The sequence below is a fragment of the Paraflavitalea sp. CAU 1676 genome (assembly GCF_029223285.1).
Taxonomy (GTDB): domain Bacteria; phylum Bacteroidota; class Bacteroidia; order Chitinophagales; family Chitinophagaceae; genus Paraflavitalea.
In genome coordinates, this window is record NZ_JARHUJ010000015.1 from 69,586 (window position 1) to 83,769 (window position 14,184).

Consider the following 14,184-nt stretch of genomic DNA (forward strand, 5'->3'; position numbering starts at 1 on the left):
ACTGACGGTGGAATGTTGATGAGGGCCCCGTTTTGATTGATTATTATAAAACCAAAACTTATGTAAGTTATGCAAAATTGCAAACGCCTTAGCGGGCTAATTTTTCATTGTATGAGAGTAGGATTGCTGCCTGTTGTTCTCATCACCTGCCTCGCAGGGATTTCCTACGCGGCGCCGGTTGTGGGCCAGGATGTGTTGAAGAAAAGGATTACCCTGACTGCCGATCAGGAACAAATGAAAAACATCCTTCGCGAGATCAGCAAAAGAGCCGATGTGAAGTTTGTTTATATCTCCCCCAAAGTGCCCGATCACAAAAAAGTAAGCATCGCGGCCAACAATGAAGAGCTGAAAGATGTGCTCGACAAATTATTGCATCCCCTGGCGATCCGCTACGAAGTGGTCGACAACCAGATCATATTGAAGCCCACCATCGCCGCAGCAGGTACAGTTATTTTAACGACAGGCCGCGAAGCGGTGCAACCCAAACCGATCACGGGTAAAGTGATCGATGAAAAGGGTGCCCCTGTAGGCGGTGTGTCCATCACGGTCAAAGGAACCCAGCGCGGAACCTCCACGGCGGGAGATGGATCTTTTACCATCGAAGCCACCCAGGGCGAGATCCTGGAATGCTCCATGGTAGGTTACAAGAGCTTAACCATAGTGGTGGGAACCGAAGAAAACCTTAATATATCCTTGCAGCCAGATGCTACTGGCATTGGCGAAGTAGTAGTGATCGGATATGGAACACAAAAGAAAGCCAACCTTACCGGAGCGATCAATTCGGTGGACGCAGCTAAACTCGCCAACAGGCCCGTTACCTCCGTGCAGAATGCGCTGCAGGGTATAGCACCAGGCCTCACCGTGCTCAACCGCCCCGGCGATGTTGGCAATGACGTAGCAACGATCACCGTGCGTGGCCGAACCAACCTCACGGCGCCTGGTCCCATGATCATCATCGATGGTATCCCGGCCTCCAACCGCGAGCTCGCAGCCCTCAACCCCAACGAGATCGCTAACATGTCCGTGCTCAAAGATGCCTCATCGGCTTCGATCTACGGATCGCGCGCAGCCAATGGGGTGATCCTCGTTACGACCAAAAAAGGAACATCCGACAAGCTCTCCATCGATATCAATGCCAGCTACGGCACCCAGTCGCCAACCCGCATACCAGAATACCTCGGAGCCTCCGACTATGCCATGCTGTACAATGAAGCGATGAAAAACGCAGGTAAGCAACCCAAGTACAGTGCAGAGGCCCTGCAGAAATTTGCCTCCGGCAGCGATAGAGACCTTTATCCCAATACCGATTGGTATGATCAGGCACTGGTAAAAAATCCGGTATACCGCGAAATGCAGGCCGGTATCAGCGGTAGCAGCAAAACAACCCGCTTCTACCTCAGCCTGGCCGCCCTAAATCAGGGATCCCTCGTGCAGAACAAAGATTACAGCAGGTACACTGTTCGACTCAATACAGAAAGCCAGGTACTGCCTATTCTGAAGATCGGTTCCAACATCGCCTTCATCAAATCCGACTTCGATACCAAAGGCGGTGAATTAAACTGGGTATCGCTCAACAGGATGGTGCCTACCATGGCATCCAGACATTCCGACGGAACCTGGGGAACCATCAATGGCGGAAGTGCCGATGCAACCCTGGCCAAAGACAATCCCCTGCGGAACATGGCTGAGGCCGGCAAAAGATGGAACAGGGATCACAACATCCAAACAGCCATCAACGCCACCCTCACACCACTTAAAGGATTGACCGTTACAGGACTTGCTTCGTTGAAATATGATAACCGCCAGGGTTGGATATTCATCAACGAACTGCCGGCCCTTGTTAACTTCATTACCAAGGCAACCATGCCCTCCACAGTCGTTACGCCCAATGAAATGCAGGAACGCTGGAGCAGGCAGCAATCATTCCTCGTGCAGGGATATGCTGAATACGAGAAGAAAATACTGGACCATAGCGCGAAGCTGATGGTGGGTGCTTCGCAGGAAAGTAATATCAATCGCTCCATCTATGCTGGCCGTAAAAGATTTCCCAATAACGACCTTGGTACAGTTGGAGCCGGTTCATCAGCACCCGAAGACATCAGCAGCGGGGCCAACTCTTCCAGCAATACAGAGTGGGCCATCCGTTCCTACTTCGGTCGCTTTAACTATGCTTATGCAGGCAAATACCTGTTGGAAGCGAACCTGCGTATTGACAAATCTTCCCGCTTTCATCCCGATTACCGTACCGCTACCTTCCCCTCATTCTCCGCAGGCTGGAGATTATCGGAAGAAGGATTCATGAAGAACATCAGCTGGCTCAACGACCTGAAGGTGCGTGGCTCCTGGGGTATTCTGGGTAACCAGGACAATGTAGCGCCAGGCAACTACTTTGCGCTCCTGAATACCGGATATGCCTACAACTTCGATGGTACATCCGTCGATGGCGTTTGGCAAACGCAAGGCACCAATATCATGGCCAGCTGGGAGAAAGTGCACATGACCAACGTGGGCGTGGACATGAGCATGTGGAACGGCAAGTTGAGTGTTACGGCCGACTATTTTATCAAGACCACCAAAGACATCCTGTTGAACAGAAGGGCCCCTGCTACTTATGGATTGACAGCGCCCACCTTCAACCTGGGTTCTACGGAGAACAAGGGCATTGAATTGCTGTTGAGCCACAACAACTCCATCGGAAGGGACTTTAGCTACAACGTATCGTTCAACTTTACCAAATTAACCAATACCATCCTCAACCTCGGCGATGACAAACAACGTATCAGCAGTTATTGGATCGAGAAAGTCGGAGAGTCTGTAGGTTCATTCTACGGTTACGAGGCAATGGGATTGTTTAAAGATGCGGCCGACGTATCGGGCAATGCCTTTCAGTCTGCTTCTACCAAGCCCGGCGATATCAAGTATAAGGATCAGAATAAAGACAATAAGATCGACGCCAACGACCGGGTGATCCTCGGCAACGATGTACCTTCTTTCACCTATGGCTTCAACCTGGGTGCATCCTGGAAAGGATTCGATGTATCTGCACTCTTTTACGGTGTTGCCAAAGTGAAAGTGTATCTCGATAACGAAGCCTCCTTCTCCTTCTTCAACGGAGCCGGCGTAAAGCCATTGCACCTGCAACGGTGGACAACCGAAAACCCCAATCCCAATGCAGCTTATCCCAGGGTGTTGATCAGTGCTGATGGAACGCACAACTACAATAATATATCCTCCTTCTGGTTGTTCAATGGAGCTTATCTCCGGGTGCGCAACCTCAGTTTGGGATATACTATTCCGGCAACCATCGCTAAGAAAGCAGCGATGCAGAATGCCAGGATATATGTGGCAGCCAACAACCCCTTTACCATCATGGCCGACAATCGTCTTACCGACTATGATCCCGAAGTACCATCGGGCAGAGGCGGTTATCCAGGTATCAAAACATGGGTAGTTGGTTTGAATGTGAAGTTCTAACAGCAACCGCCGCAAATGCCGGCGATTCCAAACATCAAAAAGCAAACAATGAAAAAGCAGCAATATATAGTAGCGGTAATCGCAGCAGCCACCCTGCTGGGTTCCTGCAGCAAGGATTTCCTGGAGCGCGCACCGCAGGACCAGCTTTCTCAAAGCACCTTCTGGACAAGTGAAAAAGATGCCTACGCCGCACTCAACGGGATTTATGGACCGGCGCTGGACTATGTAGAGACCGCCATCTACAACGATGGCTCCTCCGATAATGCCCACGCACAATACCCCTGGGAAAGCAATGCCACCACCATTTCGCTGGGCGATGTGAATTCGGGCATGAATGCCGGCTGGTCATTCAGTACTATTCGCAGGGCCAACTATTTCCTGGAGAATATAGACAAAGCGCCTATGAGCGCCACGCTTAAAGACAGGTTCAAAGCAGAGGCAAGGTTCCTCCGGGCTTTTGATTACGCCGATCTGATTAATAAGTTTGGCGATGTGCCGCTGGTCACTAAGACCCTCACCCTCGAAGAGTCATTCGTAGGCCGCAACACCAAAGCAGAAGTATTGAAGTTTGTACTCGATGAATTGACAGCCGTAGCAGCTGTATTGCCCGAATCGTACAGCGGAGGCAAGAACACCGAAAAGGGACGTGTTACCAAAGGTGCTGCGCTGGCCTTGAAGGCGCGGGTTCTTCTCTACAACGGTCAATGGCAGGAAGCGGCTGATGCAGCCCAGGCTGTCATGGCGCTCAATTATGATCTCTTCAAAGTTACGGCCGAAGCTGACGTAGACAAAGGTGACGATTACTCGGCCTGGGTAAACTTCGCCGATGCCGGCCAGGAGCAAAAATTCAGGCTGGGCGTTCGCAGTTACGAGCAGCTGTTCTGGCAGGTGAATGAAGGTAACAAGGAAGTGATCCTCGACCGTCAGCAAATACCCGAGAAGGATGCTAAATACGACAACACGTACCTGTTGGCAGATGACCTGGGAGGATGGAGCTCTGTAACGCCCACCCAAACACTGGTAAACGACTACCAGAGTTTTCAGACCGGCGAACCCATTACCCCCATCACACCGGCAGCAAGAGCTGATCTTTATGCAAAACGTGCCACTGATCCCGCATTTTACGAAGAATACAAGAACAGGGATCCCCGCTTTTATGCAACCGTATTGTTTGAGAAAGCGCCCTGGAACAGGATCAATGAAGGCGATGGGTATGAATTTACCTGGGTAAAAGGCGGCAACAACTGTTCAAAGACGGGTTATAATTTCCGCAAGTATGTAGATCCCGCCTCCACCATCGCGCAGCTCGACAACAACGCCAACCATATCATCATTCGATTGGCAGAAATACTGCTGACTTATGCAGAGGCGAAAAATGAAGCTAGTGGTCCGGACGCATCTGTCTATGCCGCCATCAATCGTATTCGCAACAGGGCCGGCATGCCCGATCTGAATGCAACAGTCTACAATACAAAAGACAAGTTGCGTGAAGCGATCCGTCGCGAAAGAAGGATAGAACTCGCACTAGAAGGACATCGCTACATGGACATTCGCCGTTGGAAAATTGCAGCAACTGTCATGACCAATCTCAATGACCTCACCAATGGACTGGTGCAAACCAGGAAATGGGACGATAAACTTTACCTGATGCCGGTGCCTCAGTCCGAAGTTGACCTTAACTCCAAACTGAAGCCCAACAACAACGGGTATTAAAAAGCGGAACTGTACGCTGAAATTTTCTCTTAAGTCACAGTTTCATTTGGCAAACGAGCTGGCCTTTTGGCCGGCTCTTCTTTTTTCTGCCCTACAATAAACCACTCGCCTTCTCTGGCACAAATGGGCTCCGCGTTTCTCCTGAACTCCTTTAATTTCGTGTGATAATTCGTGATTTCACTAAATACAGTGAAAATAATCCTGCCCGGAATTACACATCTGCTTGGTTTTCATTTCTCTATTTGGTTGGCACGTAGTTGGACTCTTAATGGGTACACTAAAACTTAAATATCGAATCATGAAAATCGTAGTAATCGGAGGCACCGGCCTCATCGGAAGCAAAGTAGTAGGGCACCTTCGCAAATGGGGACATGAGGTAGTAGTCGCGTCTCCGGCTACAGGTATCAATACTATCACCGGAGAAGGATTGGAAGAAGCGATGAACAACACGGATGTTGTCGTAGACCTTGCTAATTCCCCTTCCTTCGAAGATAAGGCAGTCCTGGAATTCTTTCAAACTGCTGGCCGCAACCTGCTGGCGGCCGAGGCTAAAGCTGGCGTAAAACACCACATCGCACTCTCCATCGTCGGTGTAGATCAAATGCAGAACCTGGGGTACATGCGCGCGAAACTGGTACAGGAAGATCTCATCAAGAAGTCGGGCATACCCTATACGATCCTGCGCAGCACGCAATTCTTCGAATTTCTGCCAGGTATCGCCGGCGAAGCGACCCGCGATAACGAAGTCCATCTCTCAGCCGTAAAGTTCCAGCCCATTGCTGCCAATGATGTTGGCCTCTATGTAGCACAGGCAGTAGTAGCGGCACCGCTTAATGGCGTTCTGCAGATTGCAGGACCCGATCGTGCCCCCATGTTTGAAGTGGTCGACAAATACCTGCGATATGTAAAAGACCCGCGCCCGGTAATACCCAATGGCGAGTCACGCTATTTCGGTGGCGATATAGGCGATACCTCCCTGGTACCTTCCGGTGAAGTGAAGCTGGGGGAACTCTCTTTCGATAAATGGTTAACTACGATTCCCAAAGCGTAAGGAGAACTCGTCTGCCCTCGTTGAAACAAAGATGACGGGTGTCAGCTTGTCGGGGCGGTTGTAATGAGAATGCACTTTCCACCCGTTCGTGCAACAGGATTTCTCTACGCCGGCGTATGATCCTTACGAAAACCGGTCAACCACACGGCAACTCAAATTTGGGCAGACGAGCCTTTCCCCCTCCCGGGGCAACGGGCCAACGGTCGATTAACCGGGCCATTTATTCATTCACCAAAACCTATGTTATGTTGTTTTATTTATTACACCCGGCCATGCGCTATCTGCGGGCAGGAACCGAAGAGCACCCGGTGGTGCCTTTGCACGAACCACCGCACGATACCAATGAAGGCGGCGAATTTCTGGACGATGCGATCCATATGGATGAAGTGCCTGTGATCCAAACAGAGGAGAACATTGCACCGGGAAGTCCCGAGAACTTTCTGTAATCCATCAACATCAGCAGTGCACGAGGATAGGGGCCCCCCGTCGCCCTGGTGCCTGCAAACAACATTCAAAAAAACAAAGGTCATGTTCAAGATTAAACAAATCCTGCCAGGTGTGATGCTGGCAGCGGTCATTCTATTGTTCGCACAACCCGCGCGATCACAGCAGGTAACAAAAGGAGTAAAGAATATCGTGCTGGTGCACGGAGCCTTTGCCGATGGTTCCAGTTGGTCAAAGATCATACCCGTACTCAGATCTAAAGGATACAATGTGATCGCCGTGCAAAACCCGCTTTCCTCATTGGCAGAAGATGTGGCAGCCACTAAAAGAGCGATCGCCTTACTGGATGGTCCTGTACTGTTGGTGGGCCATTCGTACGGAGGCATGGTGGTCACGGAGGCCGGTAATGATCCCAAAGTAGCAGGCTTGTTATACGTATGTGCACTGATTCCTAACGACGGCCAATCGGCAGTAGATGTAACAAGTGCCTTCCCGCCCGGACCAGGCAGTGCAGAGTTTAAACTGGGTGAGTCGGGATTTCTTTCCATGTCCAATAAAGGCATACACAATCATTTTGCGCAGGATCTTTCAAAAGAAAACCGGGAGATACTGTTCGTAACGCAAGGCCCATGGGCGGTTAAAGCCACTACCGATAAAATAAGCAAAGCCGCCTGGAAGAATAAGCCAGCCTGGTGCATCATTGGCATCGATGATGGAATGGTGCCCGTTGCGTTGGCCCGGGCCGAAGCTGCTATGCTGAAAGCAAAGTCGATCGAATTGAAATCCAGCCATGTACCCATGATATCCAGGCCGGGTGAAGTGACATCATTTATCATCAGCGCGGCTACCGAATTGCAATAGTGGTTCGCACAACGACATAATCTATTTCAAATCATAAAACCTAAAAAATGCAAGAATTCCTGATCGCGATCCACAGAGATCTCACCAGTAAAAACCCGATGCCTACACCCGAGCAGATGAAAGAAGCGCTGAAACCTTACCAGGATTGGATTGCCGGTATAGCAGCCAGCAACAAACTGGTAGCTCCCCCAAAAAGATGGGATGTTGACGGAAGAGTAATTACAGCACCAGGCGTAGTGAAGGAAGGCCCTTATGCCGAAAAGAAACATTCTATCGGCGGCCTGTTCCTGATCAAGGCAAAGGATTATGACGAGGCGGTAGCAATAGCACAGGAATGTCCCATCATCAAGTATGGCGCAGTAGTGGAAGTACGCATGGCCATCGTAGCCGCGTAACCGGTTGAAGCATCGAATGAAAGGCTGCTCCATACCCACGGGGGGAGCCTTTCACCTTTCAGCTAACGAATGAGTGACACCCAATTGATCACTGAATAAATGCACTATTGATGGAAAATAAAGATATGATAAGCGTGCTCGATCGCCTGGCCGGTAGCCTGGAGCAGTGTGGTGACATGCAACAGGTTTACCTCGATAGCATGCAGGAAAAAGAGTATACCGGTGGAGCGACCGGCAATCAGCCTTCCGGCCAGTTTAGGATCAACGAGGGAAAGCTCCCGCCTTTTCTTCAGCTTATGGGTATACGTAGCCTGACCGTCCATGATACGGGAGAACTAAGCAACCTGTTGGCGCAGGCAACTGCAGCGGCTCTGCAGGTAGGTGGTCCCCCCCGCCAATATTTTAGAGATAGGGCACTCGTCAGCCACCTCCGGGCATTGTTCGGGCACACCACTACGATCGCCTTTGCCGATTGGGCAGTGTTCACGGGCGCCTCCGATAGTTGGGACGATCTGCTTACGCAGGTGATAAAGCCGCTCAACCGGAAAGACCTGGAGTTCGTGTTTTACCTCGGCAACATAGCAGCTACCCCGGTTTTCCTGGTCGATGAAATGCTCGATATCATGGGCGACTATAGCAGATACGGGGCCACTACATTTATACTCGAACAGGAAGAGATGATGAAGTTATGGCAAGGCATCAATGGAATACATCGAACAAAGAGCGATTCATGGCCATTCGACTACGAAGAAAAATACAGGTCGCTGTTCAATGCATTGAAAGTTCACAGGCTGCTGGTATACGCCAACAACGGCGTGTCACTGTATGCGAAAGACCAACAGTTCAACTTGTCACGCAGGGTGCTTCCGGCAAACATCGAGAAGGGAAGTCATGCCAGAAATGATTACATCAATGGCTATTCCATGGGGTTATCACTTCATTTCGACATTGCGTTGTGTATTGCGCTCGGTATTGTATTCTATGCCGCCAAAGGGGAGTACAAAGCCACACCCGATCGGCAGGTACTGCTTAATTACATAAACACCTGGAAATCTCAAAACTAATAACGATGGATATTACTTTCACTTTTCCGAATAAACGTTTGCCTGTAAAAGTGTACAGGATCGGATCCGAAATGGGCGACGGCGTTGCCGTATATCCGCCACGGCACCACCAGGTCGACTTCGAACTCATCTGGATTCAACAGGGTGCAGGATTGCATATCATAAATGATGAAAGGTATCAGATGACGGCCAATGTACTATATGCCGCGCTGCCCGGCGACGAACACGAGCTCTACATAGAACCGGGAGCCCGGGGGTATATCGTAAGTTTCAATACGGCCTATGCAAACCAGGTCGATGTTGATTATGATATCACCGATGAATCGTACCTGCATAACTACTTTTCGAGATCACCGGCATTAACATTGAAAGGGGATCAGGTAGAACAGCTGCAGCCATTGATCAACCTGCTGGAAAATGAATCCACCAAAGAAGCGGAACTCGGCAGTGAGATATTGGGCAAGTGTCTTCAGTTGTTCCTGCTATACATACGGCGGCAGATCGCAGCAGTAGAAGACCGATCGGCCATGGCCAGGATGAATGCGTTGGTAAAACGGTACTTTGGATTATTGGATAAGGATTTCAAGACAAGGAAAAATGTCGAGGAGTATGCCCGCGAACTGAAGGTGACCCCCAACTACCTGAACCTCGTGGTAAAACGCGCATCCGGATATCCTGCCAATTACCACATCAGGCAGCGGTTATTCCAGGAAGCCAAACGAAAGGCTAAGTATTCCGGTTACAGTGTGAAAGAAATAGCCTACTACCTCAACTTCAGCGACAGTTCTCATTTCAGCAAGTTCTTCAAGAGTATGTGCGGGGTCAGTTTTTCAGAATACCGGCAAACAGAATTGAAAGGTGCAGCCTGATAGAAAGCCCGCTTATCTCCACTCCATGCCCGGAGGCATGCCTCATCAATTGATCCCGCGCCCACAGTAAAGCTCCCGGCTAAATTCCCGCTTTGTTTATTCTCTGCCACAACATCCTTGATACAACCTGAATAAAACAAAAAAGAGCAGGAGATCCTGCTCTTACTCATTGATCCATATAGCTACTTTCCGAGGTAGTGTTTCAGTTCAGCCGCTGCATGGCGGATCAAAGATTTGGTTGCCGGCAATTGGGCCATCCCGTTAAGCATTCCAAAGTCGTGAATTACACCATTGTAACGGATAGTGGTGACGGTAACCCCAGCCTCATCGAGTTTCCGGCCATAGGCCTCGCCCTCATCGCGCAAGATATCATTCTCAGCTACCTGGATCAGCGTAGGCGGCAAGCCCTTCAGTTGTTCAATGGTTGCCCGCAGCGGAGACGCATAGATATGTTTCCTTTCCACCGGAGAGAGCGTGTACATATCATACATCCATTTCATGAGGGAAGTGGTGAGGAAGCGATCTTCTCCAAATAACCGGTACGATTCAGTATCGAAGTCAGCGTCAACAATAGGCCACATCATCACCTGCAACTTAATGAGCGGACCACCCGCTGCTTTTGCTTTCAGGGCCGTAACGGCAGTCATGTTTCCCCCAACGCTATTGCCCACGACAGCAAGATTGCTGCCATCTACCTGGATCTCTTCTCCGTGAGCTGCTACCCATTGAGTAGCCGCAAATATCTCGTTCACGGCCTGCGGATATTGAGCATCAGGTGTGCGGGTATAGTTAACAAATACAGCGGCAAAGCCCGATGCAACAACGAGGTCACGCACCAGGCGCTGGTGTGTTGGGAAATCGCCCAGGATCCATCCTCCGCCATGAATGAACATAAATGCAGGCAGCTTGTCAGTATTGCCCGCGGGTCTCACAATGTCGAGGTCCACGGTAAAGCCATCATGAGTAATGGTTTTGTGGGCAACATCGATGCCCGAAAGATCGACTGGCACAGCGGCCTGTGCATCTTCCAAAACCTTTCTTGCAGCAAGCGGACCAAGAGATTCTACCGGAGCGCCTCCGTTGTTGAGAGCCTTGAGAAATTGTTTGGTGCCCGAACCCAGGTGTGGATCGGTTTGCCAGTTCTGTACGGCAGAAGCCGGCGATTTTGTGAGTGTTTGCATAACTAAATGGTTTAATGAATCGTGAAAAGAAAACCTGCATGTGGCGGGTAGGCTGTACGCTATGGAAGAAAGGCGATCCCCAACGTAAAAAGCCGTGCAGCATGCAGGAGTAGGATCGAAGGTAGATCACGGGAAACCCGCTGTCAATGGCGGTCTCATGCATTCACATGCCTTAATTATGCATTAGCGGGTAGTTACAATTTTTTCCGGAAAGAAAGGCGATACTGCAGCGGACTGGAGTCGATCTTGGCTTTGAACGTTCTGTGAAAATTTGAAACATCTTTAAACCCGCTGTCAAAGCAGATCTGTGAGATCGATTTGTCGGAAAGCACCAGTTCCCGCGTGGCAAAGTCGATCCGGTAATCGTTGACAGCTTCTACAAAAGTCTTCCGGGTAATACGCTTGAAGTATTTGCAGAAAGAAGGTACCGTCATATTGGCGATAGCGGCTGCGGAGTCTAACGAGATATCGTCCTGGAAATGATCGACGATGTAGGCAATTACCTGGTGTATGCGTTCCAGCTCGGATAGGGAGAGAGAATCGAATTCACTTCTTTTTTGGAGGACTGTATAATTAGAGGCGGTGGCAAGATGATACAACAGGTCAAGCAGCAAAATAAGCCGGCTATAATTATTCTTTTCCTGCAAAAGAGTGGTCATCTTGTTCCTGACAGCCGACGTATCTCCCTTAAAATGCAGACCATTGTTGCAGGCGTTGAGTAAAAGTTGGATATCCTTCATTTCCGGCAACACAAAGAAATGCTCTCCCAGAAACGCCGCACGAAAATGAACGACGATCGAAACCGAGTTTTCGGAGGCGCCCTCACCTGTTTTCCAGCAATGAGGTAAGTTACCACCCAGCAGCACCAGGTCGCCGGCATCATAATCCTGCATATGCGAACCCACATAACGGCGCCCCGACCCTTTAACGATCAACGTCAGCTCATACTCGGGGTGATAATGGTAAGGAGCAGAAAAATGTTTCTCTGTAAACTTCCTCACCAGGAACGAATGGTTGGCCGAGGTCTTAACAGCTTCAAAAGCAGGCTTCATTTATAGAGATTTTTGCGCTGAAATTATTGTCACAAAAGTAATGCGGGCAAAATTTACCACATTTTAGGCAATATTGCCGTTTTTCAACAGGCAGTAAAGTGGTTAGTTTGTATTCATTAAAACATGTCATATGGATCAACAGATATTGCCCTCCCTGGAGGAGGAGCTGCTGATAAACGCTGCACAGGTAACCGCATTCAGGCAAAATGGACACACACTAACAAAGGGTGTATTAAACCCGGAAGAAGTAGCTATATACCGCCAGGTGATCAACGAGGCTGCTTACAAATACAATACAGAAACACGGAAGCTGGCCGATCGTGACACTTACGGAAAAGCATTCCTGCAAGTGATGAACCTGTGGGAATTTGATGAAGCAGTAAGAAGATACACGTTGGCGAAAAGGTTTGCCAGGATAGCGGCCGATCTGCTCGGGGTGCCGAAAGTGCGCGTCTACCACGATCAGGCATTGTTCAAAGAGCCCGGAGGTGGATTTACACCCTGGCACCAGGATCAATACTACTGGCCCTTGAGCACTACCAATACCGTGACCATGTGGATGCCTATGATCGATATCACAGAAGAGATGGGCATGCTCACCTTTGCATCAGGATCGCATAAGGAAGGTTCTGTGAAAAATATAGCCATATCCGACGAATCGGAAGCGGAACTCAACAATTACATACAGAAAAAGGGCTACGAAATAACACGCGCAACAACGATGAACGCCGGCGATGCCACCTGGCACTATGGGTGGACGCTCCATGCCGCGCCTGGCAACAACTCGGCCGTCACCCGCGAAGTGATGACCGTCATCTATTTTGCCGACGGTGCCACCATCACCGAACCCATTAACCAGCACCAGGAAAATGACCGCAACCGCTGGCTCGAAGGACTTCCTCCGGGAGCATTAGCGGCCAGCAACATAAATCCCCTGGTGTAATGAAAAACTCAATAACTACCCGTATGAAAAAACAGTTCTGCATCCTTTTGCTGCTGATCACAATAAGTTCCGGTAAGTTATCGGCACAGGATTCAACTTTGCGGTGGACCACCCAACGCGCCTGGGATTGGTATAAAAAGAATCCCTGGTATTGTGGCTTCAACTATATACCGGCCTATGCCATCAATTATACCGCCATGTGGGATAAGACCAGCTTTGATGCCACTGCAATCGATAAAGAATTGGCCCTGGCTGCCCGGTCTGGCATGAATGTATTGCGGGCAGTATTACAGTACGCAGTGTATGAAGACGATCCTAAATACTTTTTGAAGACCCTGGAAACATTCACTGTGCTATGTGATAAACACCATATCAAATTTGTGCCCTCCCTTTTTGATGATTGTGCATTCGGCATTACACACGACCCAAAAACCGGGAAACAACCGGATCCACTACCAGGCTGGTATGCCTGGGCCTGGTCGCCAAGTCCCGGCCACAGCATGGTAGTGGATTCTACCACCTATCCGCGCCTCGAAAAATACGTAAAAGCAGTGATCGGGCGATTTAAGAACGACAACCGTATACTGTTTTGGGATCTGTACAATGAACCTACCAATGGTGGATTGGGATCAGCTACATTTCCCTTGCTCAGAAAAGTAGTGGCTTGGGCCAGGTCGATCGATCCGGTACAGCCATTAACGATTGACGTCTTCGACAGAAACCCGCGGTTGAATGAGATCATCTTTGCAGCATCGGATATCATTACGTTCCATAACTACGAGAACAAGGATGCGTTGCTCAAACAGATCAGAGAACTCAAAAAACACAACCGGCCGGTGATGTGTACCGAATGGATGAACCGCCCCTGGGCGAGTACCGTGGGCAACAACTTGCCGGTCTTTTATGAAGAGGGGGTGGGGTGCATGTTATGGGGGCTGGTAAACGGCAAAACCCAAACTGACCTCCCTTGGGGGCATCGGCCGGGCGATCCAGTATCGGCCATCTGGCAGCATGATCTTTACCGCGGCGATTTTACTGCTTACGACACAGCTGAGATAGCATCAGTTAAGCGGTACATTACATTGTCCAAAGAACGTCGTTAAATCCGGAGCGTCGGTTCAAACAAACAATGAAATT

12 protein-coding genes are annotated in these 14,184 nt (G+C 49.7%); 10 read left to right on the plus strand and 2 right to left on the minus strand.

The window, feature by feature from the left end:
- Window positions 1-111 precede the first annotated feature (111 nt).
- The 8 genes from P2H89_RS34970 (at window position 112) to P2H89_RS35005 (ending at window position 9,871) form a co-directional block, all read left to right on the plus strand.
- Complete coding sequence (locus P2H89_RS34970) at window positions 112-3,474, plus strand: TonB-dependent receptor (RefSeq protein WP_275836168.1); 3,363 nt, start codon at window positions 112-114, stop codon at window positions 3,472-3,474.
- Window positions 3,475-3,522: 48 nt separating this feature from the next.
- On the plus strand, window positions 3,523-5,187 hold the full coding sequence (locus tag P2H89_RS34975) for a RagB/SusD family nutrient uptake outer membrane protein (protein WP_275836170.1): 1,665 nt from the start codon (window positions 3,523-3,525) through the stop codon (window positions 5,185-5,187).
- A gap of 298 nt (window positions 5,188-5,485) precedes the next feature.
- A complete protein-coding gene (locus P2H89_RS34980) occupies window positions 5,486-6,238 on the plus strand; it encodes an SDR family oxidoreductase (RefSeq protein WP_275836172.1) in 753 nt (250 codons plus the stop codon).
- Between the two features lie 245 nt (window positions 6,239-6,483).
- Window positions 6,484-6,684 (plus strand): hypothetical protein, encoded by a 201-nt coding sequence (locus P2H89_RS34985; protein WP_275836174.1) that lies wholly within the window; start codon window positions 6,484-6,486, stop codon window positions 6,682-6,684.
- 82 nt (window positions 6,685-6,766) lie between these two features.
- Window positions 6,767-7,543 (plus strand): alpha/beta hydrolase, encoded by a 777-nt coding sequence (locus P2H89_RS34990; protein ID WP_275836176.1) that lies wholly within the window; start codon window positions 6,767-6,769, stop codon window positions 7,541-7,543.
- Between the two features lie 47 nt (window positions 7,544-7,590).
- On the plus strand, window positions 7,591-7,938 hold the full coding sequence (locus P2H89_RS34995) for a YciI family protein (protein ID WP_275836178.1): 348 nt from the start codon (window positions 7,591-7,593) through the stop codon (window positions 7,936-7,938).
- Window positions 7,939-8,048: 110 nt separating this feature from the next.
- Window positions 8,049-9,002 carry a hypothetical protein gene (locus P2H89_RS35000; RefSeq protein WP_275836181.1) on the plus strand — a complete coding sequence of 318 codons (954 nt, stop codon included), beginning with the start codon at window positions 8,049-8,051 and terminating at the stop codon, window positions 9,000-9,002.
- Window positions 9,003-9,007: 5 nt separating this feature from the next.
- Entirely contained in the window at window positions 9,008-9,871 is an 864-nt protein-coding gene (locus P2H89_RS35005) for a helix-turn-helix domain-containing protein (protein WP_275836183.1), read from the plus strand.
- Between the two features lie 182 nt (window positions 9,872-10,053).
- Here the strand turns inward: P2H89_RS35005 and P2H89_RS35010 are convergent, their stop codons facing one another.
- Both P2H89_RS35010 and P2H89_RS35015 read right to left on the minus strand, forming a co-directional pair.
- Window positions 10,054-11,052 (minus strand): alpha/beta hydrolase, encoded by a 999-nt coding sequence (locus tag P2H89_RS35010; protein WP_275836186.1) that lies wholly within the window; start codon window positions 11,050-11,052, stop codon window positions 10,054-10,056.
- A 194-nt stretch (window positions 11,053-11,246) separates the two neighbouring features.
- The gene (locus P2H89_RS35015) at window positions 11,247-12,104 is read right to left on the minus strand and encodes an AraC family transcriptional regulator (RefSeq protein ID WP_275836188.1); all 858 of its coding nucleotides are present in this window, start codon (window positions 12,102-12,104) and stop codon (window positions 11,247-11,249) included.
- Window positions 12,105-12,234: 130 nt separating this feature from the next.
- On the opposite strand from P2H89_RS35015, the gene P2H89_RS35020 reads away from it, so the two are divergent.
- Both P2H89_RS35020 and P2H89_RS35025 read left to right on the plus strand, forming a co-directional pair.
- Window positions 12,235-13,047 carry a phytanoyl-CoA dioxygenase family protein gene (locus P2H89_RS35020; protein ID WP_275836190.1) on the plus strand — a complete coding sequence of 271 codons (813 nt, stop codon included), beginning with the start codon at window positions 12,235-12,237 and terminating at the stop codon, window positions 13,045-13,047.
- 23 nt (window positions 13,048-13,070) lie between these two features.
- Entirely contained in the window at window positions 13,071-14,150 is a 1,080-nt protein-coding gene (locus P2H89_RS35025) for a cellulase family glycosylhydrolase (protein ID WP_275836192.1), read from the plus strand.
- Window positions 14,151-14,184 lie beyond the last annotated feature (34 nt).